20 protein-coding genes are annotated in these 24,865 nt (G+C 61.3%); 8 read left to right on the top strand and 12 right to left on the bottom strand.

Annotated elements, in window-relative coordinates:
• Window positions 1-75 precede the first annotated feature (75 nt).
• Complete coding sequence (gene mobA / locus LPB73_RS17395) at window positions 76-705, bottom strand: molybdenum cofactor guanylyltransferase MobA (RefSeq protein WP_231077676.1); 630 nt, start codon at window positions 703-705, stop codon at window positions 76-78.
• Between the two features lie 70 nt (window positions 706-775).
• Between mobA and LPB73_RS17390 the strand changes: the two genes are divergently transcribed.
• The 5 genes from LPB73_RS17390 to LPB73_RS17370 all read left to right on the top strand — a co-directional run bounded on the left by LPB73_RS17390 (window position 776) and on the right by LPB73_RS17370 (window position 3,869).
• Complete coding sequence (locus LPB73_RS17390) at window positions 776-1,024, top strand: sulfurtransferase TusA family protein (RefSeq protein WP_231077675.1); 249 nt, start codon at window positions 776-778, stop codon at window positions 1,022-1,024.
• 200 nt (window positions 1,025-1,224) lie between these two features.
• Complete coding sequence (locus LPB73_RS17385; protein WP_231077674.1) at window positions 1,225-2,883, top strand: OFA family MFS transporter; 1,659 nt, start codon at window positions 1,225-1,227, stop codon at window positions 2,881-2,883.
• An 87-nt stretch (window positions 2,884-2,970) separates the two neighbouring features.
• Window positions 2,971-3,234: a hypothetical protein gene (locus LPB73_RS17380; protein WP_089267466.1), complete on the top strand. Its 264-nt coding sequence runs from the start codon at window positions 2,971-2,973 to the stop codon at window positions 3,232-3,234.
• Window positions 3,235-3,393: 159 nt separating this feature from the next.
• Entirely contained in the window at window positions 3,394-3,690 is a 297-nt protein-coding gene (locus LPB73_RS17375) for a hypothetical protein (RefSeq protein WP_199712044.1), read from the top strand.
• The gene (locus LPB73_RS17370) at window positions 3,687-3,869 is read left to right on the top strand and encodes a hypothetical protein (RefSeq protein WP_231077673.1); all 183 of its coding nucleotides are present in this window, start codon (window positions 3,687-3,689) and stop codon (window positions 3,867-3,869) included. The genes LPB73_RS17375 and LPB73_RS17370 overlap by 4 nt, the downstream gene beginning before the upstream one ends.
• On the opposite strand, the gene dapA is transcribed toward LPB73_RS17370, so the two are convergent.
• Both dapA and LPB73_RS17360 read right to left on the bottom strand, forming a co-directional pair.
• Window positions 3,866-4,840, bottom strand: a complete 975-nt coding sequence (dapA, locus tag LPB73_RS17365; protein WP_231077672.1) for a 4-hydroxy-tetrahydrodipicolinate synthase — start codon at window positions 4,838-4,840, stop codon at window positions 3,866-3,868. The two genes, LPB73_RS17370 and dapA, sit on opposite strands and share 4 nt — an antisense overlap.
• A gap of 10 nt (window positions 4,841-4,850) precedes the next feature.
• Window positions 4,851-5,120 (bottom strand): hypothetical protein, encoded by a 270-nt coding sequence (locus LPB73_RS17360; protein WP_231077671.1) that lies wholly within the window; start codon window positions 5,118-5,120, stop codon window positions 4,851-4,853.
• A 184-nt stretch (window positions 5,121-5,304) separates the two neighbouring features.
• On the opposite strand from LPB73_RS17360, the gene LPB73_RS17355 reads away from it, so the two are divergent.
• Window positions 5,305-5,565: a DUF6496 domain-containing protein gene (locus tag LPB73_RS17355; RefSeq protein ID WP_256461199.1), complete on the top strand. Its 261-nt coding sequence runs from the start codon at window positions 5,305-5,307 to the stop codon at window positions 5,563-5,565.
• A gap of 148 nt (window positions 5,566-5,713) precedes the next feature.
• Here LPB73_RS17355 and LPB73_RS17350 read toward each other — a convergent pair whose 3' ends face one another.
• Window positions 5,714-5,950 (bottom strand): hypothetical protein, encoded by a 237-nt coding sequence (locus LPB73_RS17350; protein WP_231077669.1) that lies wholly within the window; start codon window positions 5,948-5,950, stop codon window positions 5,714-5,716.
• Between the two features lie 19 nt (window positions 5,951-5,969).
• Window positions 5,970-6,857, bottom strand: a complete 888-nt coding sequence (locus tag LPB73_RS17345) for a Ku protein (RefSeq protein ID WP_231077668.1) — start codon at window positions 6,855-6,857, stop codon at window positions 5,970-5,972.
• 143 nt (window positions 6,858-7,000) lie between these two features.
• Between LPB73_RS17345 and ligD the strand changes: the two genes are divergently transcribed.
• Entirely contained in the window at window positions 7,001-9,724 is a 2,724-nt protein-coding gene (gene ligD / locus LPB73_RS17340; protein WP_231077667.1) for a DNA ligase D, read from the top strand.
• A 107-nt stretch (window positions 9,725-9,831) separates the two neighbouring features.
• Here the strand turns inward: ligD and LPB73_RS17335 are convergent, their stop codons facing one another.
• Window positions 9,832-9,996 (bottom strand): DUF3309 family protein, encoded by a 165-nt coding sequence (locus tag LPB73_RS17335; RefSeq protein WP_081422059.1) that lies wholly within the window; start codon window positions 9,994-9,996, stop codon window positions 9,832-9,834.
• A gap of 155 nt (window positions 9,997-10,151) precedes the next feature.
• On the opposite strand from LPB73_RS17335, the gene LPB73_RS17330 reads away from it, so the two are divergent.
• Window positions 10,152-10,463, top strand: coding sequence for a polyhydroxyalkanoic acid system family protein (locus LPB73_RS17330; RefSeq protein WP_231077666.1), 312 nt, complete (start codon window positions 10,152-10,154; stop codon window positions 10,461-10,463).
• 227 nt (window positions 10,464-10,690) lie between these two features.
• Here the strand turns inward: LPB73_RS17330 and treY are convergent, their stop codons facing one another.
• Genes treY through LPB73_RS17300 form a run of 6 tightly spaced genes read right to left on the bottom strand, consistent with a single transcriptional unit; the run spans window position 10,691 to window position 24,728 of the window.
• Window positions 10,691-13,483: a malto-oligosyltrehalose synthase gene (gene treY, locus LPB73_RS17325; protein ID WP_231077665.1), complete on the bottom strand. Its 2,793-nt coding sequence runs from the start codon at window positions 13,481-13,483 to the stop codon at window positions 10,691-10,693.
• On the bottom strand, window positions 13,483-15,249 hold the full coding sequence (treZ, locus tag LPB73_RS17320; protein ID WP_231077664.1) for a malto-oligosyltrehalose trehalohydrolase: 1,767 nt from the start codon (window positions 15,247-15,249) through the stop codon (window positions 13,483-13,485). The genes treY and treZ overlap by 1 nt, the downstream gene beginning before the upstream one ends.
• Window positions 15,246-17,324 carry a glycogen debranching protein GlgX gene (glgX, locus tag LPB73_RS17315; protein ID WP_231077663.1) on the bottom strand — a complete coding sequence of 693 codons (2,079 nt, stop codon included), beginning with the start codon at window positions 17,322-17,324 and terminating at the stop codon, window positions 15,246-15,248. The genes treZ and glgX overlap by 4 nt, the downstream gene beginning before the upstream one ends.
• 3 nt (window positions 17,325-17,327) lie before the next feature.
• Window positions 17,328-19,469: a 1,4-alpha-glucan branching protein GlgB gene (gene glgB, locus LPB73_RS17310; protein ID WP_231077662.1), complete on the bottom strand. Its 2,142-nt coding sequence runs from the start codon at window positions 19,467-19,469 to the stop codon at window positions 17,328-17,330.
• Window positions 19,466-22,765, bottom strand: coding sequence for a maltose alpha-D-glucosyltransferase (gene treS, locus LPB73_RS17305; RefSeq protein ID WP_231077661.1), 3,300 nt, complete (start codon window positions 22,763-22,765; stop codon window positions 19,466-19,468). The genes glgB and treS overlap by 4 nt, the downstream gene beginning before the upstream one ends.
• A gap of 10 nt (window positions 22,766-22,775) precedes the next feature.
• Window positions 22,776-24,728, bottom strand: coding sequence for an alpha-1,4-glucan--maltose-1-phosphate maltosyltransferase (locus LPB73_RS17300; protein ID WP_231077660.1), 1,953 nt, complete (start codon window positions 24,726-24,728; stop codon window positions 22,776-22,778).
• Between the last annotated feature and the right edge of the window lie 137 nt (window positions 24,729-24,865).

Raw genomic sequence — 24,865 nt, 5'->3', positions numbered from 1 at the left:
CGCGATCGCATCACTTCGAGAGGTGGCCTGACGGCCGCTTCTCGGGTCGATGCCATTCCAAATGGCGATACGTCGCTAGTTGTCATCCAGCTCCGCAAGCCGCTCGGCTTCCGCGATGTCGTCCATCGTATTGGCATTGAAGAACGGATCGATGGGATCGGTCGGCCATTCGACGGTTGCGAGTCTGTAGCGGGACGTCCAGCGGCCGACCTTGCGGATGTCCTCGTTGACGAGCGCGTGCCGTAACTCATGGCGCAGGGAGATATCCCACAAGCCGACGACGGGGTGCGACTGTCCTACGGACGAGGCGACGGCAAGCTGCGCATTCTCCGTGGTGCGGGCGTGATGCAAACGCAAGACGAGGTCGCGCGGCAGGAACGGGCAGTCGCCGGCGACGCTGAGCATCCATGTGACGTCCGTCCGGTTGGCAGCTGTCCATTCCAGACCTGCGAGAATGCCGGCGAGGGGGCCGGGAAAATCCGCGACGTCGTCGGCAATCACCGGCAGACCGAAGGACGCAAATCGCGCGGGATCACCATTGGCGTTTAGCACCAGTCCGTCGCATTGCGGCGCGATGCGCGCGATCACACGGGCCAGGATGCTGCGGCCACCGATCTCGCGCATCGGCTTGTCGCCGCCGCCCATCCGGCGCGCGAGACCGCCCGCGAGAAGCACGCCCGGAGTGGCCGGATATGTGTTCGTCATCGCCATACCGCTGCATATGACATTTGATGCCAGCCCGATATAACGCAGTTGCACCAAGTGGAACCGCGCGATGCCTGTGACCAAGCTCGACCTGACCGGATTGAAATGCCCGTTGCCGGCGCTGATGACGCGCAAGGCGATGAAGGCACTGTCGGTGGGCGACCGGCTCGAAGTCCACTGCACGGACCCCCTCGCGGTGATCGACATCCCTGCGTTGATTCAGCAAAGCGGCGATCAGATCGAGACCTCCGAACGCAGCGGCGATGTGATCGTTTTCTTCATCGAAAAACGAAATGCTGCGATTGCAAATCACGATTGAATTGCTGCGATGCAGTGGAAATCATTGATAAATTTTCGCTCCTGATACCTTTGGACTATCGACTCCCGCAGTCGCTTCTGGCCCTGTTCTAAAGTGCGAGCGTGCGTGAATCTTTGTCCGCGCGCCGCAGGGGAATTGACGAAGCGACTTTTTCAAATCGTAGACCGGCTCAGAAGGGTCGGCTGCAGGGGAGAACTTTCATGACAAGTGTGGGCAACGCCGGAACACTGTCTGGCACCAAGCCAGGATTGCTGGAACGCGAACGCATCATTGCGACCGCCGGCTTCAACCGGTGGCTGGTTCCACCTGCTGCACTCTGTATTCATCTCTGTATCGGCATGGCCTACGGCTTCAGCGTGTTCTGGCTGCCGCTGTCGCAAGCGATCACGACACCTGCGTCGAAGGAAGTGTGCGATGGCATGAGCCTCGCCACCGAGCTGTTCACCACCACCTGTAATTGGAAGGTCGCCAGCCTCGGCTGGATGTACACGCTGTTCTTCGTGCTGCTGGGCGTTTCCGCTGCCATCTGGGGCGGCTGGCTCGAGCGCGTCGGGCCGCGCAAGGCCGGCTTCGTCTCGGCGATGTGCTGGTGCGGCGGTCTCGTGCTCGGTTCGATCGGCGTCTACACGCATCAGCTCTGGCTGCTGTGGATCGGCTCCGGCGTGATCGGCGGTGTTGGTCTCGGCCTCGGCTACATCTCGCCGGTGTCGACGCTGGTGAAGTGGTTTCCGGATCGTCGCGGCATGGCCACAGGCATGGCCATCATGGGCTTCGGCGGCGGTGCGATGATCGGCTCGCCGCTCGCCAACCTCTTGATGAACTATTTCAAGACCCCGACCGATGTCGGCGTCTGGCAGACCTTCCTCGCCATGGGCGTGATCTATTTTGTGTTCATGACCATTGGCGCGTTCTCCTATCGCATCACGCCACCGAACTGGAAGCCGGAAGGCTGGACCCCGCCGGCTACGGCGAATGCGATGATCACCACCGGCCACGTACATCTCGACAATGCGCACAAGACCAAGCAGTTCTGGCTGATCTGGGGCGTGCTCTGCCTGAACGTGTCGGCGGGCATCGGCGTCATTGGCATGGCCTCGCCGATGCTGCAGGAAATCTTTGCGGGCAAGCTGATCGGTGCGCCTGACCTCTCCTTCAGCCAGCTCTCGGCTGCACAGAAAACGGCGATCGCCGGCATCGCCGCCGGCTTCGCGGGTCTGATCTCGCTGTTCAACATCGGCGGCCGCTTCTTCTGGGCGTCTTTGTCGGACAAGCTCGGCCGCAAGAACACCTACTACACGTTCTTTATTCTCGGCATCGTGCTCTATGCACTGGTGCCGACCTTCGCGGCGATGGGCAGCAAGGTTCTGTTCGTGCTGGCCTTCGGCATCATCCTCTCGATGTATGGCGGCGGCTTCGCGACCATCCCGGCCTATCTCGCCGACATCTTCGGCACCCAGTTCGTCGGCGCGATCCACGGCCGGTTGCTGACGGCCTGGGCGACTGCGGGCATCGTCGGTCCGGTGGTGGTGAACTACATCCGTGAATTCCAGATCGCTGCCGGCGTGCCGCGGGCGCAGGTCTATGACTTCACGATGTACATCCTCGCCGGCATGCTGGTGCTGGGACTGATCTGCAACATGCTGGTGAAGCCACTGGCGCCGCATTGGTTTATGAAGCCCGAAGAAGTCGCGAAGTTGCAGGCCAAGGGCGCCGAGGCGGCGTCGGCCGGTGGAGGCTCCTATGGCATTGGCAAGGGCGGTTTCGACGGCGCCGCCATTGCCTTCTGGGCTTTCGTCGGTGTCCCGCTGTGCTGGGGCGTCTGGCTGACGCTGCAGAGCGCCGCGCGCATCTTCCAGTAAAACCTGCGCGGGACCGGCAGCGGAAGCTTCCGGTCCCATTTCACATCTGACGAACAATCTTCAAAACAAGCACATTCGGGGATAACGATGACACGCATCACTACGGGCCTCTTGGCCGCACTGTTCGTTGTGACTTCAATGGGCGTTGCTTCGGCACAGGCGCCTGCGACGCCGGCAACCCCTGCTGCGCCCGCCAAGATGAAGCTGAACAAGCAGAGTCTGAAGGACATGAAGGCGAAGTGGAGCGCCAACAAGGGCAAGCTCAAGGCCTGCCGCAAGGACGTCAAGGTCAAGGGTCTCGCCGGCGACGACCGCTGGTTCTACATCGAAGACTGCATGGCCAAGAGCTGAGCGAGCGCTGGTCTTTCCGGCAGTTCCAGCCTCCTGATCTTTATGCCGCGCCTATGAACAGGCGCGGCTGCCCGTCTCGATTTCATATGGCGACGTCCGCATCTTCTCATCATCCCGACGCGCTCATGCGCCAGGGATTTGAGAAGACGGACAACGACCATGACGATGTTCTACAATCGCGATACGCAGCTGCACGATTTCTCGGCCGACAGCGCCTATCGCAGCTACCTCATCAGCCGCAATCAGCCGCCGATCGTCCATCACTCAGGCGATATCCAATGGAAACGGCTTTGCGTAGCCATCAGGCTGACGCGTAACCACATCAAGGGCTTCTTCGCCGCCATCCACATGGCGCTGGTGGCCGACAAGATGCGCCGCGCGCGGCGTGAACTTGCGCGGGTCCGTGTGCGCGCCGCCGATACGCCGGTGCTTCCGGATCGCCGGAGCGTGCCATGAGGGAAGACCGTTCTGCAGCGCTGTTCGCGCGTATCGCCTCCTATGCGACCATCATGCCGGGCATTCTCGCCCGGCTATGGCGTTTCGTCATTGGACCTGCTGTCTATCGGCCGGCCGCGCATTATATGCGCGGACCCGGCCCGAAATGTCGTGAGAAGAACGAGCGCCCGCAAGCCTAGCGGGCGCGGCGCAGGGGCGGCGCGTCGTCGGGCTGTGCCCAGATCGCGTCCATCGCGGTGTGTACCTGCTGCTGCTCGGCATCTGTAAGCTCGATCAGCGGCAGGCGCACGGCGGCACTCCCCAGGCCCCGCAAGGTCAATGCATATTTCACCGCCGATGTAACCTGGTCCGGCGGCAGAGCTGCTGCGAGCGGCGCCAGCATGTCGGAGATGGTCGTCGCATAGCGCGGGCATCCCTGGCGGGCCGCGTAATACATGCCGCGGCAGAGCTGCGGCGCCACATTGGCCATCGCGGAGACAACGCCGTCGCCGCCGAGCAGCAGATAAGGCAGGGCTGCGGTGTCCTGTCCCGTCAGCATCCGGAAACCCGCTGGCAGCAGCGGCCGCAATCGCGCCAGTCGCCCGGCGTCGCCGGTGTCGTCGCGCAGGCCTATCAATCGTGGCGAGGCGGCGAGACCGATGAGCGTGTCGTCGGTCAGCTCACGGGCACAACGCGACGGTGCGTCATGCACAATGACCGGCAGCAATGTCGCCTCCAGGATCGCACGGAAATGCGCTGCGATGCCACTTGCTGTCGGGCGGTTGTAGTACGGCACGACCGAGATGACGGCATCGGCGCCGGCGGCCCATGCCAGCCGCGTCGATTCAATGGCGCGGCTGGTGCAGTTCGATCCCGCGCCGGCAATGACGTGGATGCGCCCGCGGGCGACGCCGGCGGCAGTCCGGATCAGCGTGGCGCGCTCGTTCGAGGTGAGCGTGTCGGCTTCGCCAGTGGTCGCACCGACGACGATGGTACTAGCGCCGGCACAGACCTGACGCTCGCACAACCGCGCGAAAGTGAGGAGATCAAGCGCACCATGCGCGTCGAACGGCGTCGGCACGTCGGCGATGATGCCGTGCAGCCAGTCGTTGGCGTGATGGGAGGCATGAGCTTGCGGGAGGGCGTGAACCCGAAGAGCAACTGTGGACATGGCGGGAAGCTCAGGCGACGCGCCGTTGTTGTAACCGTTCGACGGAGGTTGCTGCCGTGAAAGGCAGGGCGTTCATATCGAGTTCGATGAGGCCCGCCATCTCGATGATAGCTTCGGGGCGATGGCCGTTCTCGAACAGAGCATAACGCACGGCATTCGCGCGGCTGACGAATAACCCGCCGAATAGGCCGTTTTGTTCCTGCGCGACCCACTGGCCGCGGCCGTTCTTGCCGATGAAAACGAGGGATGAGCTACACGAGGGAGGTTCGATGGTGATCACTTGCAGTCTCCAGTTCATTCGCTTGAGCGAATGGCTGCAAGATGATCGGCCGCTCGTTTGAAAACGAGATGAGATGCGGTGCTGCGTTATAGGGATTTCATAAGTGCGTCCGTTCGCACATCACCCACGCGGAACCATCACCGATGATGACGATTGATCGTTTCGATCACAACGGGAGCATGGAATGGCGAAATATTCCAAGAAGGCCGCCGCGAAGGTCGCGCGGGCCATGAAGAAGCGCAAGGCCGGCACGCTGAGAAGTGGTCGTTCGAAAAAGAAGGTGACCAGCCGCAAACAAGCGATCGCTATCGGCCTGTCCGAGGCTCGCGCCGAGGGCAAGAAGGTGCCGAAGGCGCCGAAGAAAAAGACGGTGAAGAAAGCCAGCAGGAAGACGGCGGGGAAAAAGAAAGCGGCCAAAAAATCCCGGAAGTCGACGAAGGCCTGAGGCTGCGCCGATGTACGTTGATCGACGCATATGAACCAATCTTCGTCATGCCCGGGCTTGTCCCGGGCATCCACGTCTTGGGGAGAGAAAAGACGTAGATGGCCGGGACAAGCCCGGCCATGACAGTTTCGACCGAAGCGGCATCGCCTCACTTGGTCTGCAGCGTCGCCTTCAGCAGGTGGTCCTTACATTCATCGTCCTTGCCCTCCGCCATTGCTTCGCTGGCCAGGCCGATCTCGTCGGAAGCGGTCTTCTTTTGCTTGCCGTCGGCCATCTTGGCGATGGCTTCGGCGACGAAGGCGATATTCGAGGCGTTGCATTCCCTTGTCTGTAGCTGCTGCGTCTGCGCTGCCACGGTCGGCATCACCGCGAGGCCTATGATCATTCCCAAAATCTTCATGCGCTCAGCTTGCCTTGCGGTGCCGCGCCGATGACCGCGCGGCCTTCTTGGCCGGACGCTTGCGTGCTACATGCGGTCGTGACGACGAAGCGCGTTTGGTCGACTTGCCCTTGCCACCCTTGAGGCTCGCCTTCAGCGCATCCATGAGGTTGATGACGTTGTCCGGCTTCTCCTCCTTCTCGACGACCTTCACCGGCTTGCCCGCGGCCTTGCGCTTCACCAGCGTCTTCAGCGCGGTCTCATATTCATCCTTGAACCTGCTGGGATCGAAATGCGACGCCTTGCTGTCGAGGATATGCACCGCAAGGTCGATCATGTCCTTGGAGATCTTCGGCGACTTGATATCGTCGAAATAGTCCTCCTCGTCACGCACCTCATAGGGGAAGCGCAGCGTGGTGCCGAGCAGGCCCTTGCCGAGCGGCTCGATGGCGATGATGTGCTCCCGATTGGTGAGCACGATGCGCGCCAGCGCCACGCGGTTCTTGTCCTTCATGGCATCGCGGATCACGGCGAACGCATCGGCGCCTGCCTTGCCGTCGGGCGCGATGTAATAGGGGTTGTTCAGATAGCGCCGGTCGATCTCGTCGCGCGGCACGAAGTTGTCGATATCGATGGTGTGATTGCTCTCGATCTGCACGGCCTCGAGCTCTTCCTTCTCGATTTCGACATATTCGCCCTTGCTGATCTCGTAGCCGCGGCCCTTCTGCTCCTTCTCCACGACGTCGCCAGTCTCGGCATCCACCATCTGCTGCTTGAGCCGGTTGCCGGTCTCGCGGTTGATCATGTGAAATTTGGTTTTCTCGACCGAGGTCGCGGCCGGATACAGCACCACCGGGCAGGTGACGAGCGACAGCTTGAGAGAGCCTTTCCAATAGGCGCGGGGCGGGGCCATACTCGTCCTCCAACTCGATCTACAAATGAAGCGCGCAGACCGCAAAGTATTGCGCTGGCGTGGATTTCCAGGAACTTCAACGGCAGTTGCCGGTTTTGGTTCCGGGCCGGATCATGCGCCCAATGCGGTGAGTGGGGGACGGTGTGGCCGACAAGCAGCTTCAGATCTACCGCCGGAAACGTGATTTCGCGCTCACCAAGGAGCCCTCCGGCCAGATCGTGGTCGCGCCGGCGAAGCGCCGCCGCTTCGTGATCCAGAAACACGATGCCACGCGGCTGCATTACGATCTGCGGCTGGAGATGGACGGGGTGTTCAAGTCGTGGGCCGTCACGCGCGGGCCATCGATGGACCCTGCCGACAAGCGCCTCGCTGTCGAGGTCGAGGACCATCCGCTGGACTACGGCGATTTCGAAGGCACGATTCCCCGCGGACAATACGGCGGCGGCACGGTGCAGCTGTGGGACCGTGGCTATTGGGAGAGCGACGATCCGGACAAGGGCCTCAAGAAGGGCGACCTGAAATTCACGCTGGACGGCGAGAAGCTGCATGGCGGCTTCGTGCTGGTGCGCATGAAGCATGACCGCAATGGCGGCAAGCGGACCAACTGGCTTCTGATCAAGCATCGCGACGACTTCGTGATGGAAGGCAAGGCCAACACCATCCTCGACGATGACAAGTCGGTGGCGTCCGGCCGGACCATGAGCGCCATCGCCTCAGGAAAAGGGAAGGCGCCGAAACCGTTCATGATCGCGAAAACGGCAAAGATCAAACCCGATGCTATCTGGGATTCCAGCGAGGGCAGTGCTGCCGATGCGCGCGCTAATAGGGGCGGCAAGACCAAGGCTGATGTAGGGGGGGCGAGGACCGAGAAAGCTGCAGGCAAAAATGCCGTGAAAAGGAAGGCGGCCAAACCATCGGCGAAGCCGGCCAAGGTCGCGAAGATGCCTGGTTTCGTCGCGCCTCAACTTTGTACCGTTGTGGATCGGCCGCCCTCCGCGGATGGCTGGGCGCATGAAATCAAGTTCGACGGCTATCGCGTGCAACTCCGCGTCGAAGACGGCGAGGCCACCCTGAAGACACGCAAGGGGCTCGACTGGACGGAGAAGTTTCAGGCCATCGCCAGGGAAGCCACCGGCCTGCCGGACGCTATCATCGATGGCGAGATCGTCGGCCTTGACGCTCATGGCGCGCCGGATTTCGCGGCGCTGCAGGCGGCGCTGTCGGATGACGAGACCGATACGCTTATTTTTTTCGCGTTCGACCTTCTGTTCGCCGAAGGCGAAGATCTGCGGAAGCTGCCGCTTGGCGAGCGCAAGGAGCGATTGAAGGCGCTACTCGACAAAGCCCGCGGCCGTCGCAAGGAAAGCCTGATCCGCTATGTCGATCATTTCGAGACTGGTGGTGACGCCATTCTGCAGTCGGCCTGCAAACTGTCACTGGAAGGCATCGTCTCCAAGAAGCTGTCGGAGCCCTATATGTCCGGCCGCTCGCAAAACTGGACCAAGGCCAAATGCCGGGCCGGTCATGAGGTCGTGATCGGCGGATGGAAGAGTAATGCCGGCAAGTTCCGGTCGCTGATGGTCGGCGTCAACAGAGGCGATCATCTGGCCTATGTCGGCATCGTCGGCACCGGCTTCGGCCAGGACAAGGTCACGCGCATCATGCCGGCATTGAAGAAAGCGGCGGCGAAGACCAGCCCGTTCGGCGGCAAGGAGACGCCGCCGGGTGGCCGGGACGTGCACTGGCTCAAGCCCGAACTGGTGGCCGAGATCGAATTCGCAGGCTTCACCGGCGCGGGCATGGTGCGTCAGGCGTCATTCAAGGGGCTGCGGCAGGACAAGGCGGCCGATGAGGTCGAGGCCGAGACTCCCAAGAAGACCGAACTTGCCGAGCCGACGCCGAAGCGCAGCGCGAAGAAGACTGCCAAAAGCTCCGCAAGAAAAACCGCGCCCGCAAAAGCTGCGGCAGGTAATGCCGTTGTCATGGGCGTATCGATCTCCAAGCCTGACAAGGAGCTATGGCCAGATGCCGGCGATGGCGAGCCGGTCACCAAGCGCGATCTCGCGGTATATTTCGAGGCCGTGGGCGATTGGATGATGGACTATCTCAAGGGCCGCCCGTGTTCGATCGTGCGCGCGCCCGACGGCATCGACGGGCAGCAGTTCTTCCAGCGCCACGCCATGCCGGGGACATCCAACCTGCTCGAACTCGTGAAAGTCTCCGGTGACCGCAAGCCTTACTTGCAGATCGATCGGGTCGAGGGTCTTGCGGCCGTCGCGCAGATCGGCGGGCTCGAACTGCATCCGTGGAATTGCGCGCCTGATGCTCCGGATACACCGGGGCGTCTGGTGTTCGATCTCGACCCGGCGCCTGATGTGGAGTTCATTGCCGTCGTGGATGCGGCACGCGAGATGCGCGAACGGCTCTCGAGCCTCGGCATGGAGAGTTTCTGCAAGACGACCGGTGGCAAGGGCCTGCATGTGGTGGCACCGCTGCTGCACGGCGCGAAGGACAAGGTCGACTGGAAAACGGCGAAGACTTTTGCGCAGGCCGTGTGCCAGCAGATGGCCAGTGACGACCCCAAGCGCTACCTCCTCAACATGTCGAAGAAGCTGCGTGGTGGAAAGATTTTCCTCGATTATCTGCGCAACGACCGGATGTCGACCGCGGTCTCGGTGTTGTCGCCGCGAGCGCGAAAGGGGGCCACGGTGTCGATGCCGCTGACATGGCCACAGCTGCGCAAAGATCTGGATCCGAAGAATTTCACTGTGCGCAGCGTCCCGTCGCTAATGGCGAAGAGCAAGGCGTGGGCGGGTTACGAGGATGCTGCGTCGTCGATCAAGTCGGCGATCGGGAAAATGAAATGACGCTCACCGTCATCACTCGCCTTCGCGGGTGATGACGGTGAGAGCGTACGCACATGGAAAAGCGCGCGATCCTTCCGGATCGCGCGCCTTGAAATCAACATCCGCTCTTACAGCTTACCAAGCAGCAGGAGGATCAGCAGAATTACCACGATGAGGCCGAGACCGCCGCCGCCGTAATAGCCGGTGCCGTAGAACGGACCGCCGCCGATACCGCTGAAACCACCAAGCAAGGCGATAATCAGAATGATCAGAATGATAGTACCAATGGACATGGATTTCTCCTCAGCCTGGCAGACGGACAAGCCTGCTGCCTTCATGCGATAAAAACGCGCAGGCATCCCCAAGGTTCCATGAGTGAAACTTTGATTACGACTACCGTCGGGCGAAATCGCGCTTACATCCGTGTGAGCTAACAAAGGATCATGAGATGTCTGCACCGCTCGTCGTTTCCATTCCGCACAGCCTCGGCCGCGAGGAAGCTGCGCGCCGGCTCAAGACAGGACTGACACGGGCAACAACTAATGTACCAATGTTGAAAGTTGACGAGGAGCGCTGGGACGGCGACCGGATGATCTTCCGCGTCCGTGCCATGGGGCAGGCGGCGTCCGGTCATGTCGATGTTGCCGAGGATCATGTCACCGTCGAAGTGGTGCTGCCCTGGCTCCTGCAGCGCTTCGCCGAGGTGGCGCAGGCAGCGATCAAATCGCGCGGAAATCTGCTGCTCACGAAAAAGAGTTGAAGCGGCGATTGCGGCGTGCAGAAAATCTCACGCATCTTCAATGTCTGTTGCTGTGCAACATAAAAATGCCGTGCGATAGTGCGGCGCACGCGAGTTTGATCGTAAACCACTCGCAAACAATTTGATGAAAAGCTTTGAGCACGCGGAGGAAGGGAACGACCTTTCTCGAGTCGGCACGACATCCGCCAGGCCGTCCGGCCGTTGATCCCGGACGGCCTTGTCGTGTGCTATCGCAAACGCGTCGGGCGAATGCGTTTCGGCGCGGCATGTGCCTTCACGATCGCCATCGGAAGCTGCCTGAAGAGCTTGGCAACGGAGAGCTGGATCGCGCCGTTCTTCTGCGCAGAACCTTCAACGAGGTAGCCGGGCGCGATCACTGTCGCGTCGAAGGCCGTCGCCTCCGGCCAATGCCGCCCGCCTTGTGTCGCTTCGGAAAAAGCGCGTGGGATCACGACGATTGCCGCGTCGCGCTGATGCCGCCGAGCAAAGGCGATGATGTGCGCGGCATGAGGTCCGGTCACTTCAAGTGGTTCGTAATCGCCATCGGTGAAGACGGCCGCCATCTCGGTGCGGCGTTTCAAAAGCTCGCGCGTCCAGGCGAGCTTGATGTGGCCATCATCCCAGTGCTGCGCCAGTGCCGCCCAATCCGGTTGCTGCAGTGCCTTCAGCACTTTCGCGCGTTCGGCGAAATCCACCGGGCGGCGGTTATCGGGATCGACCAGCGAGAAATCCCAGAATTCGGTGCCCTGATAGAAGTCCGGCATGCCGGGAATGGTCGCTTTCAGCGTGATCTGGCTGAGTGAATTCAACGCGCCGATCAGCGATGTGCGTTTGGCAAAGGTCTCAAGCGCTGCAAGAAATTCCGGCGACTGGGTTGGGTCGAGAATGTGCTCCAGAAACGTGCGCAGACCCTTCTCATAGGCGTCGTTGGGGTTGAGCCAGCTCGTTTCCTGCTTGCCCTCGCGCGCCGCCTTCAGCGCATAGGCCTGCATCCGCTCGAGGAAGGAATTGTCCTGCCCGCCGAGCGGCCACGCGCCGATAAGCGCCTGATACAACATATACTCAAACGCTGCTGAGGGCGCGCGCATTTCGCCGTCAACAATCAGATGCGGCGCGTTCAGCAACTTCCAGCGGCTGACAGCACTGGCCCATTCACCGGGCATTTCGGCCAGCGCCAGCAAACGCGCGCGGGCATCCTCGCCGCGCTTGGTATCGTGGGTGGCCGTCGAAGTCATGCCATGCGGCCGCTCGAGCGCGCGTGTGATCATTATCTCGTGGAACGTGGTGACAGGTATCGCTTCCGCTGCCGGCTCGCCGCCAACTTCGTTGAACGCCAGCAGGCGATGATAGCGATAGAAGGCGGTGTCTTCGAGCGACTTCGCCATCGTCGGCCCGGTGAACTGCTGCACCTTCAATGCAAAGCGTCGCACCCGCGGCTTGCTATGCGCGGGGCGGCCGGGCTTCAGCAGGTCCAGCGTCAGAGCGTCGCGCAAGAAGTCGAACAAGCCTTCATCGGCGCCGAACCAGTCGGCGCGAGCTTTCTCGATGGTCGTGGCGATCAGTTGCCGGTCGAGGGCAGATGGACCGGCGGTGGAGAGATAGGTGCGATAGACCGGGAAATGCAGCACGTAAAGTTCGAAAGCCTGACGCAGCGTGTCGGCGGAGAAGTCGCGCGTCGAATAATGCCCGTTGGCGATCCGTGCCAACAGACGCGTCAGCACGGTGAATTCGCTGAGCAGCAGCGTATCGAGCACGCGGCGCTTGGCTTCCACCAGTTGCGGTTCGAATTTCGGCGAGACGTTGCTCACCTGTCGCCAGGTTTCGCCCAGTGGTTCCAGGCCTTTTTCTTGGACCAGCACCTGCGTGATCACATTGAGCCATTCATAGCCGGTGGTGCCATGTACGCCGGCGAAGGGCACCAGCTTCTCGTGCTCGCCGAGAATCTTCTCGACCACGACATAAAACGGTTTGGTGCTGTTGCCATGCGCCTCGCGGATCAGCCGGCGCAGCCGTTGGAAATATTGCGAGGGATCGTGAAGGCCGTCGATATGGTCCAGCCGCAACCCCTGCAGCTTGTCTTCGGTAATCAGCTGTTTGACCAGCGAATGGATCGCCTCGAACGTATCGGTGTCCTCGATACGCAGACCAGCGAGCGTATTGACGTCGAAGAAGCGGCGGTAGTTGATCTCGCTCGATGCCAGGCGCCACTGACCGAGCTTGTAGTGCTGGCGCTCCAGCAGCATGTGCATGGCCTGAATCTGGGCGGGCCGATCCAGCCCGGCGCGATAGGCGTCGAGGCCACGCGTGATAACCTCGGCAGCGCCGTCGATCGACGCCAGCTGCTGCTTGAAAGCCGGCGCTTCCCGCCGGTTGGGATGGCGGAGGCCCTTGTGCTTGGCCGCCAGTGTCAGGATTGCCCGGCCGGCTGGCGTGTTGCCGGCATCGGCTTCCTTGACGATGGTGCGCAGCATCTCGCTGTAGCGCTCCGGCGCGATCGGCAGCCGATGTTCGAAATACCAGGCCGAGAAGCTGCCTTCCTCGGCGTCGTATTTCAGCTCGATCTCGCCGTTGTCCAGTGCCTGGCCATAAGAGCTACCGATGATCGGTAGCAGCAGACCGCCGCGTGCGCGATAGGGCAGGGTGTCCCAGTCGATGTCGAAGGAGACGGCGTGCGGCGAGGCCTGTCCCCATTCCAGCACGTCGAGCCACCACGGATTGTCTGCGAAATGCACGCCCACATGATTGGGCACAAAGTCGAGGATCAGGCCGATATCGTTGGCCTTCAGCACGGCACTCAGGCGCTCGAAACCTTCTTCGCCGCCCAGCTCCGGATTGAGCTTGGTGTGATCGACAATGTCATAGCCATGGGTCGAGCCGGCGCGCGATTTCATGAAGGGTGAGGCATAGAGATGCGTGATGCCAAGCGCCTTCAGATAGGGGACGATGCCCGCGGTGGCATCGAAATCGAAATCCTTGGTGAGTTGAATACGGTAGGTCGCGATGGGAATCGCAGGAGCCATTATCTATCTCCGATCCGCCATACGACGGACCACGGCGTCCCCACGCCGGTGGTAGTGTTGCCCCAAATCGTTGTGCCTGTGCTCGGCGGTGCTGCGTTGACGGCCTTGTCGGAAAGATTGGCCATGAGATGCAGCCTGCTGCCGTCACCCATTGTCCAGAAGGCCGTGAGCAAGCCGTCGTCGCTCGCCTCAGCCTGGCCGAACCGTGCGCCAGCGAGGCGCGGCACGATGTGCTGCTTGCGCAATGCGAGCAGCTCGCGAACCAGCGTCAGCCGCGTCTTGCCCACCGTCGTTTCGCGATTGTCCCAATCGACGAAGGCCGAGCGGAACGAGCTCTCGTCCAGCGGATCGGGAATCTCGTCGCGATACTTTTCGTACGCGCTGGCGAATTCTTTCTTTCGGCCATTACGCACGGCATTGGCGAGATCGCCTTCGAAATCGCAGAAAAACGGGAATGGCACCTTCGAGCCCCATTCCTCGCCCTGAAACAGCATCGGCACCATCGGCGCCAGCAATGTAATGGCCAGCGCAGCTTCGATGGCCTCGGGCTTGGCCAAGGTCTCCAGCCGATCGCCAAGCGCACGATTACCGATCTGGTCGTGGTTCTGCAGGAAATTCACGAAGGCGGCCGGTGCGAGTTCGCCTGATGGTTCGCCGCGCGGTGCGCCGTCGCGATGCGCCGACGACTGGCCCTGATAGGCGAAGCCCGAGCCCAGCGCCCGTACGATATGATCGAGCGGCTTCGGTGCGTAGTCGCTGTAATAGCCCTTGTCCTCGCCGGTGAGCAGCACGTGCCAGGCATGGTGGTAGTCGTCGTTCCACTGCGCGCGATATTTGCCGCGCGGCGGGTTGGTGGCGGGATCGAGCAGAGTGGCGCGGTTGTCGTCGTTCTCGAGCACCAGATGGATCAGCCGGCCGGTGTCGGCGGCTAGCTTGCCGACCTCGCGGCTCAGCTCGTGCAGCATCGGGATCTCGCCCTGTTCGGGGATCGCATGCACAGCATCGAGCCTGAGCCCATCGAAGCGATAGTCGCGCAGCCACGCCACGGCATTCTCGATCGCGTAGGCCCGCACCTCCGGCAGGTGATAGTTGATCGCCGAGCCCCACGGCGTATGCGCATCGCCGAAGAAGGACGGTGCATATTGCCCGATGTAATTCCCTTCCGGGCCGAAATGGTTATAGACGACGTCCAGAAACACCGTCAGCCCACGCAGATGCGCCTCGTCGATCAGCGCCTTCAGATCGTCCGGGCGGCCGAACATCGCGTCCGGCGCGTACCACAATACGCCGTCATAGCCCCAGTTGCGTTTGCCGGCGAAATCGGCCAGCGGCATCAATTCGAGCGCGGTGATCCCCGTCGCCACAAGGTGATCGAGCTTGTCGATCATCGCGCGATAGGTGCCCTGCGGCGTAAAGGTACCGACATGGGTTTCAATCAGCACGGTCTCTTCCCACGGCCGCCCGCGCCAGTCGGTCGCGCGCCACGGATAGGCCTTGTGGTTGATCACTTCGGAAGGGCCGGCGATATCGTTCGGCTGAAAGTGTGAGCCGGGGTCGGGCACGTCGGTCTTGCCGTCGATCCTGAAGCGATAGGTGGCGCCGGCTTTCACATCGGAAACTTCGGCGGCGAACCAGCCGTCATCGTCGGGCTTCAAGGGATGGGATTGATCGCCAAGTACCACGTCGACGCGCTGCGCAGCGGGCGCCCAGAGGCGGAAGATCGCACCTGTCTCGGTCAGCCGTGGTCCGAACGAATGAGCGCTCATGCTGGCGTCCCCGCAAAGGCAAGCACCGAGCGCGGTGGCGCATCGATGTCGCTGCCGGGGGGCAGGATCGCGATGGAGAGCTTTTCGTCGGCGGTGTTTAGCACCTGCCGCCAGTTCTTGTATTCCAGCATCTTCGGCAGCTTGAACGGAATGCCTTCGGGCGCTGCGTTCAGCACGATGAAGATCGGATTGGTGTTGTCGCCGGAAGCGCTAAGCACATAGGACAGGAAGCGCCCGTCTGGAAACGCCCAGTCCGTCTCGGTCATCTCGTCGGCCGAGGGCGTCAGCCACAGCACGCCATAGGTGCCATCGGCGCGGCGACCGTCGAGCCAACGTTGCGTGGTGATCTGCGGAAAGCGCTGTCGCAGCTGCGCCATATGGCCGATGAAGTCGGTGAGATCGTCGTCCTTATCACCGAGATTGTCCCAGCCGACCCAGCCGATCTCGTTGTCCTGACAATAGGCATTGTTGTTGCCGCCCTGGGTATTACCGACCTCGTCGCCGGCCAGCAGCAGCGGCACGCCCTGCGCGAGGAACAGACAGGCGAGCTGGTTCTTGCGCAGCTGCCGGCGCAGCGCCAGCAGCTCGGGATCATCGGTCTGGCCCTCGACGCCGAAATTGTTGCTCAGATTGTCGCTGGAGCCATCGCGATTGTCCTCGCCATTGGCCTCGTTGTGCTTCTCGTTATAGGCAAACAGGTCGGCTAGCGGGAAACCGTCATGTACGGTGACATGGTTGATGCCAGCGCGCTGCTTGCGGCCGTCATGGTTGAACACGTCTGACGAACCTGTCATGCGACTGGACACTTCGCCGATCAGCGAGCCTTCGCCGCTCCAGTAGCGGCGCATGGCGCTGCGATATTTGTCGTTCCATTCCGACCACTGCGACGGAAACGCGCCAACCTGATAACCGCCCATGCCGAGATCCCAGGGCTCGGCGACCATTTTGACGTTCGCGAGGACAGGGTCCTGCCGGATGGCGGTGAGGAAACCGCTATTGCGATCGAAGCCATTCGGCCCGCGCGCCAGCGTGGTTGCAAGGTCGAAACGAAAGCCATCCACGTGACACACCTCAACCCAGTAGCGCAATGAATCCATCACCATCTGCAACACGCGCGGATGCGTAAGGTTCATCGAGCTGCCGCAGCCCGTGAAGTCGTCATAGAATCGTGGATTGTCCGGCATCAGCCAGTAATAGGAGGCGTTGTCGATGCCGCGATAACTCAGCGTCGGGCCGAGATGATTGCCTTCGGCGGTGTGGTTATAGACCACGTCGAGCATCACCTCGATGCCCGCATCATGCAGCCGCGCGACCGTCGTGCGGAACGCATCGAGCGGATTGTCGGTGCCGTAGCGCGCTTCGGGGGCGAAGAAGGAGAGGGTATTGTAACCCCAGTAATTCACCAGCTTCATCTCGACTAGACGCCGGTCATCGACGAAGCTGTGCACCGGCAGCAGCTCGATGGTGGTAACGCCAAGCCGTTTGAGATGCTCGATCATCGACGGTGACGACAGGCCGCGATAGGTCCCGCGCAGCCCTGGCGGCACGTCCTTGCGGGTCTGCGTCAGGCCTTTGACATGGGCCTCATAAATGATGGTGTCTTCCCAGGGTACGCTGGGACGCGCTTCCTTGCGGCCCCAGTTGAAGGTCTCGTCGACCACCACGGCCTTCGGCATGCCGCGCGCATTGTCGCGGCGATCGAAGGACAGGTCCTCGCGCGACGAGCCGGTGCGATAGCCGAAGTGAGCATCGCTCCAGACGAGACGCCCGGCCAGTTTCTTGGCATAGGGGTCGAGCAGCAGCTTGTGCGCATTGAAGCGATGTCCATGCTCCGGTTCATAAGGCCCATGCACGCGATAACCATAGAGCTGGCCCGGAGAGACATCGTTGAGATAGCCGTGAAACACGTGCTCGTTATATTCGGGCAGTTCGACGCGCTCGAGCTCGCGCCGCCCCTGGCTGTCGAACAGACACAGTTCGACCTTGGTGGCGTTCGCAGAGAACAAGGCAAAGTTGGTCCCCCGTCCGTCCCAGCTTGCGCCGAGGCGGGAGGGCATGCCGGCGGATAGTCTCATGCTCTAGAATTCCGGTACGAGAAAGAGTGCGGCCAGCGGTGGAAGGGTCAGACTGAGTTCGGGGACAAGCCCCTTGGCAATGACTTCGCCCGAATTGCCGACATTGCTGCCGCCATAATGCGCGGCGTCGGAATTCAACACCTCGCGCCAGGCGCCGGTGAACGGCACGCGGACGCGGTAATCGTGATAGACGTTCGGTGAGAAGTTCACGACCACGAGGCATTGCGTGCGCGGGTTGGCGCCCTTGCGCAGCCAGGCGAAGACGTTGTTGCCGGCATCGTCGGTGATCATCCATTCGAAGCCGGCGGGATCGCAATCGAGTTCATGCAGTGCCGGCTGGTTGCGATACAGCTCGTTGAGATCGCGGATCAGCGAGTGGATGCCAGCATGCTTGTCCTGCTCGAGCAGATGCCAGTCCAGCGATATGTCATGATTCCATTCGCGCTCCTGGGCAAATTCGCAGCCCATGAACATCAGCTTCTTGCCGGGATGTCCGAACATGAAGGCGTAATACGCACGCAGATTGGCGAACCGTTGCCAGTCGTCGCCGGGCATCCGGCCCAAAATGGATCGCTTGCCGTGCACCACTTCGTCATGGGAGAGCGGCAACACGAAATTTTCCGAGAAGGCGTATTGCAGCCCGAACAGAATGTCGTTGTGTTGGTACTTGCGATAGATCGGATCCTTGCTGATGTAATTCAGCGTGTCATGCATCCAGCCCATGTTCCACTTGTAGCCGAATCCGAGCCCGCCGAATTCGACGGGGCGTGAGACCTGCGGCCAAGCAGTGGATTCCTCCGCCGCCGTGGTCGCATTCGGAAATTTGGCGAAGACTTCGGTGTTGAAGCGGCGCAGGAAGCTGACGGCCTCGATATTCTCGCGGCCACCATATTTGTTTGGAATCCAGGCGCCGGCTTCGCGGCTGTAATCGAGATACAGCATCGAGGCGACGGCATCGACGCGCAGCCCATCCACATTGTAACGCTCGAGCCAGAACAGCGCGTTGGACACCAGGAAGTTCACGACTTCGGTGCGGCCGTAATTGTAGATCAGCGTACCCCAGTCCATGTGCCGGCCCTGCAGCGGGTTGGCATGTTCATAAAGGGCCGTGCCGTCGAAATTACCGAGGCCGTGCGGATCGTCGGGGAAATGGCCAGGCACCCAGTCGAGCAGCACGCCGAGCCCCTCGGCGTGACAGGCGTCGATCAGCAGTGCGAATTCTGCCGGCGTGCCGAAGCGGCTCGTCGGCGCATACATGCCGGTCGGCTGATAGCCCCAGGAGCCGTCAAACGGATGCTCGTTGACCGGCAGGAATTCCACATGGGTGAAGCCAAGATCGCGAGCATAGCGCGGCAGCGTTTCCGCGAGGTCACGATAGGTCAGCCATTCATTGTCGCCCTTGCGGCGCCACGAGCCCAGATGCACCTCATAGATCGACATCGGCTTGTTCAGCGCATTGATGTGATCCGGGGCAGGGCGCGGATGCGGGATCCTGGTTTCGTCGAGCACGATGGACGCTGTGGAGGGCCGCAGTTCGGCGGCGAAGGCCATCGGGTCGGATTTTTGCGTCAACTGGCCATGCGGGCCGATGATGTCGAATTTGTAGTGATCGCCGGGCATGGCACCGGGAACGAACAGCTCCCAGTAGCCGGCACCGCGCACGCGCATGGGATGACGCCGCGCATCCCAGAAATTGAAATCGCCGACCACGCTGACACGCTTTGCATTGGGTGCAAGCACGACGAAGCCGACGCCGCTGACGCCTTCAAGCACCATTGGATGGGCGCCGAGCTTGTCATAGAGCCGCTGATGGGTACCTTCGCCGAGCAGATAGAGATCGAATTCGGTGAGGATCGGCGGAAAGCGATAAGGGTCGTCGAGATCGACGGATCTGTCGCCATAGCGCGCCCGCAGTTGATATTTGGTCGAGCCATTGGCCAGTGCGCCGACAAACAGGCCGGCGTCATGGACGCGTTCCAATGCGGTCGTCGCACCGTGATCGTCGATGGCATCGACCTTCACGGCTTCGGGCAGGAAAGCACGCACGACCGTCTTGTCGGCCTCCTTGTGGGGGCCCAGATAGTGAAATGGATCGGAGTGGCGGCCTTCGACAATTGCGTAAGCCTCGGCGGGCAAATTGGTCATACGGCTTCCTCAGAATACTGGTTCAGAATGCGCAGGATGCCAGTCAGTGGCACGCGCAGCCAATCTGGCCGATGCGCAAGTTCGTATTCGATTTCATACAGCGCTTTTTCCAGGAGGAAGAAGTTCAGCATTTCTTTGGTGGCTCCCGCGTCTGCCGGCCACAGCCGTGCATCAGTCATGGTCTCGCGATAGGCGTCAACGAAAGCCGTGGTGGCACGTTCCCGCCAGGCGTCCAGTGCGGCAGCCAGCTTGCCGGTGTCGTCTGAAGTGACCTTGAGCGCGCGTTCCAGCGCTGCCGTTGCCGAATAATCGATCGAACGAATGAGCCCGGCGATATCGCGCGCAGCGGGCGCCTTGCGGCGGCGCTCATCGATCGACCTGCGCGGTTCACCCTCGAAGTCGATGATAAAGATATCATCCTTGACGATCAGCATCTGGCCGAGATGGAAATCGCCGTGATGGCGGATATTCAGTCCATCGATATTCTCCGGCAGCAGCTCGGTCAGCCACCCCCGCAAGCCGTGGCGCAGTTCCAGCACCTGATCAATCAGCGCGCGATCCGAATCCTTTGCAGAATTGCGACGTTGGGCAAGCGCACTAAATACCGGCTCCGCACGCGTGACGATTTCATTGATCCAGAGCCTGATATCGTCAGGCGACGTCGGCTCCGGCTTGAAATCCGGGATGTCGTCGCGGCTGGCCAGCGCCATCTGCATCTCCGCGACGCGGCGGCCGGTCTGCGACATATAGAGCAGATACGGCACCTGCTCTTCACTGTGCGGGGCGTGGTCATCCACCGCCAGCAGACGCTGCTCATCGGCGAAACGGTCGAGATAGGCCGATGTCACCGTCCAGGCATCGCCCTGATTCTGCACGAAGGCATGCACGATGGCGACGGCCGTGCGCTGATCACCCTCGACCAGTTCGACGCTGCCAAGCAAAGCCGGCGTATTGGTGAAACCGGCGATATCCGTCAGGAAACGGCTAACCTCGATCTCCGGATTGATGCCGGCCTGCAGCTTGCGATAGATCTTCACGACATAGTCGTTGTCGACCAATGCAGTGCTGTTGGACTGTTCGGTTTCGACCGCACGGATGTTCTCCAGCGGCGCAGCCGGCTTTTCGGCGAGCTTGGTCGTCGGCCGGAATTCCAGACGGTTGCCCTCTTCTTCGACGGTCAGTGAAATTCGCAAATTGTGCAACAGCAGCGCAATGAAGATGTGGTCGGTGGCGACGTCGAGCAGGGTACCTTCGCGCGCGCCCTGACGGACCGCGGCAAAGGCTTTCGGATTGTAGCGTTCGCGGTCGAAGCGGGTCCACTCGATCTGCATGGGCAGCAGATAGCGCGTCGCCACATTGCGCTGCGTGGTTTCGAAGAACACTAGCCATGGGCGGTTGTCGCCGATCTCGCAGAACGGGATCGCGCCGGTGAGCACGGGCTGGATCGCCTTTGGCTGTCGCTCCGGATACCAGCGGCTGCGCGCCAGGAAGGAGGGCAGCACGTCGCGCTCGAACACACCGCGCGTACGGGCGAGGGTCATCCAGGTCGAGCCAAGGGGCACCACCAGCGTTTCGAATTCCGGTACCACCGGCGGCTGCGAATGTTCGGAGACATCGCGGAGCTGCAGCTGGAACCAATAGAAGCCATAAGGCGCCAGCGTAATCATGTAAGGCAGATCGCCGATCGGCGGGAATTTGGTGCGGCCGAGCATTTCCAGCGGCACGCGTTCCTTCCACGGCGATAGATCGAGTTCGGTGGCCTGCGCGGCGCGCGACAGGTTGGCGACGCAGAGGATCGCTTCGTCGCCGAGCTGGCGCACATAAGCGAGAACGGAGCGGTTGTCGGGACGGATGAAGGTCATGGTGCCGCGACCGAAAGCTAGCGTCGATTTTCTGACAGCAATGAGCCGTTTGGTCGCCGACAGCAGTGACGATAGGCTGCGCGACTGCGCCTCCACGTTCACCGACTCGTAGCCATAGATCGGATCCATGATCGGCGGTGCATAGAGCCGCGCGGGATCGGCGCGCGAGAAGCCGCCATTGCGGTCCGGCGCCCATTGCATCGGTGTGCGCACGCCGTTGCGGTCGCCGAGATAGATATTGTCGCCCATGCCGATCTCGTCGCCGTAATAGATGATCGGCGTCCCGGGGAACGACAGCAACAACGAGTCCAGCAGCTCGATCTTGCGGCGATCGTTGTCCATCAAAGGCGCCAGGCGACGGCGAATGCCGACATTGATGCGCGCGCGCGGATCGTTCGCATAGGTCGACCACAGATAGTCGCGCTCGACGTCGGTGACCATTTCCAGCGTCAGCTCGTCGTGATTGCGCAGGAACATCGCCCACTGGCAGTCGCCGGGAATATCCGGCGTCTGCCGCATGATATCGGTGATCGGGAAGCGGTCCTCCTGCGCCAGCGCCATATAGATGCGCGGCATCAGCGGGAAGTGATACGCCATGTGGCATTCGTCGCTGTTGCCGAAATATTCCTGCACGTCCTCCGGCCATTGATTGGCCTCGGCGAGCAGCAGCTTGCCCGGCGCATAGGCATCGAGTTCGGCGCGCAAATGCTTGATGACCTTGTGGGTCTCGGGCAGGTTCTCGTTATTGGTGCCGTCGCGCTCGACAAGATAGGGGATCGCGTCCAGACGGAAGCCATCGACGCCGGCATCCAGCCAGCGTTTCATCACCTGCACCACGGCAGAGACGACGCGCGGATTGTCGAAATTCAAATCCGGCTGATGTGAGAAGAAGCGGTGCCAGTAATAGGCCTTGGCCTCCGGATCCCAGGTCCAGTTCGACTTTTCGGTATCGGTGAAGATGATCCGGGTGCTCTGATATTTCTGGTCGGTGTCGCTCCAGACATACCAGTTGCGCGCACTGGAGCCGGCCGGGCTGCGGCGGGCGCGCTTGAACCAGTCATGCTGGTCCGACGTGTGATTGATGACGAGTTCGGTAATCACGCGCAGGCCACGGCGCTTGGCTTCGTGGATGAAGCGCTTGAAGTCCTTCATCGTGCCGAAGTCGGGATGGATCGAACCATAGTCGGCGATGTCGTAGCCGTCGTCGCGGCCAGGCGACGGATAGAACGGCATCAGCCAGATGGTGGTGACGCCGAGATCCTGCAGGTAATCCAGCTTCTCGGTCAGGCCGATAAAGTCGCCGATGCCGTCATGGTTGCTGTCAGCGAATGTCTTCACATGCAGCTGATAGATGATGGCGTCCTTGTACCAGAGCTTGTCGATCTCCTCGGCGCGCTGTTTCGCTTTAACGTCGATATCGGTCATTACGTTCATGTCAACGCTTTCAGGCGAGGCAACGGAAGAAGATGGCGGGATCGCGCTGGGGATCGAGACGCAGGCGGATGCCGCCCCATTCGACGCCATGGCGCTCGCCGGTAATGATGTTCTCGACGGCGGCAACATTGCGCCGCTCGCCATCGACCATCACCTGCGTGTCGATCGGCAGCCAGAATTCATACGGATCGCGCGACAGCGCGATGGCGCCGGCGACGGTATTGGTGCCGTCGACCGACTCCTTGACGAAGCCGATGATGTTGTCGTTCTCCACCGGCATGAAGCGCAGGTTCGATGTCTGCTGTAGCGCTGGGTTGGCGCGGCGCGCGTGGTTGAGCGCGGTGATGTAGGGCTTGATATTGCCCGGCGCATTCCAGTCGCGGGTCCTGATCTCGTATTTCTCCGAGTTCAGATATTCCTCCTTGCCCGGAATGGCCTCGTGTTCGAGCAATTCGAAGCCGTTATAGATGCCATAGGTCGACGACAGCGCGGCCGCTAGTGCCACGCGCGCCTTGAACATCCAGGCTTCGCCAGATTGCAGGTGATAGGGCAGGATGTCCGGCGTGTTGACGAAGAAGTTCGGGCGATAGAATTCGCGCTCGGGATAGCCGCATAGTTCGTTGAGATACTGCTCGATTTCCCACTTCGCGGTGCGCCAGGTGAAATAGGTATAGCTCTGTGAGAAGCCGAGCTTGGCGAGGCCCTTCATCAGCTTCGGGCGCGTGAAGGCTTCCGCCAGAAACAGCGCATCGGGATGCTTCAACTGCACCTCGTGGATCGCCCATTCCCAGAACCGCAGCGGCTTGGTGTGCGGATTGTCGATGCGGAATATCTTGACGCCCTGATCGCACCAGAACAGCAGCATGTCGCGCAGCGCATTCCACAGCGATCCCGCATCTTCACAGTCGAAGTCTGGATTGTGGATGTCTTCGTATTTCTTCGGCGGGTTCTCCGCATATTTCATCGAACCGTCGGGCCGGCGCTTGAACCAGTCTGGATGGTCCTTGACCCATGGATGATCCGGCGAGCATTGCACGGCGACGTCGATAGCGACTTCCAGATCGTGTTCCTTGCACGCAGCGATCAGCGCATGGAAATCCTCCATGGTGCCGAGCTGCGGATGCAATGCGTCATGGCCGCCCTCGGCTCCGCCAATGGCATAGGGGCTGCCGACATCGTCGGGCTCGGAGGTCAGTGAATTGTTCTTGCCCTTGCGATTGGTCTTGCCGATGGGGTGGATCGGCGTGAAATACAGCACGTCGAAGCCCATGGCCTGCACGTCGGGCAGGCGGGTAATACAGTCGCGGAACGTGCCATGCTGGCCGGGTACCGTGCTCTGGCTGCGCGGCACCATCTCGTACCATGCGCCGCTGCGGGCACGCTCACGGTCGATCATCAGCGGCAGCAGCGGCGAGCGCGTCAGGTCCGAGCGTGACTGGGCCTCGCCCATGGCGGTGCGCAGCTCAGGTGACAGCAGCGGCTCATTGTCGCCGGTCTGCAGAAAATTCTCGCATTGCTTGACGATGAGCGCCGAAGCCTCGGGCCCGCCATTCTGCGCCTTGGTCATCAGACCGGCGCCTTCCAGCGCATCCAGCGTGACATCCTGTCCCGCCTTCAGCTTCAGTTCGAAGCCGTGGCGCCAGGTGGCGAATTCGTCGGTCCAGGCCTCGATCGCATACACATAGCGTCCGATGCCATCGGGGATGAATGAGCCGCCCCAGCGGTCGTTGACTTCCAGCGTCATCGGGACGCGATTCCACTCGCGGTCCTGCTCGCGGCGCCAGACGATGGCTGCGGCAATGATCTCATGACCATCGCGGTACAGGTCGGCGTAGACGGCGACAGGTTCACCCACGATGCGTTTGACCGGGAAGCGGCCAGCGTCGATGATCGGATAGATGTTTTCGATATGGAAAGCCCCGCCGATACCGGCGGTGTCCACGATTTGCGATGTTCTGTTCACGGTGATGCCATCATGAGGTGTCGTCCCTGTTCGATTTTTCAAAAAGAGACGGTGCGATCATATACAAAGCCCCGTGACAGGGGTTTGGTTCCCCGTGGAACTCAGCTTAGATCGACGCGTTGAAATCGGCTATCCTC

The organism is Tardiphaga sp. 37S4 (assembly GCF_021044645.1).
Classification (GTDB): Bacteria; Pseudomonadota; Alphaproteobacteria; order Rhizobiales; family Xanthobacteraceae; genus Tardiphaga; species Tardiphaga robiniae.
This window is presented reverse-complemented; position numbering and strand designations above follow the sequence as displayed.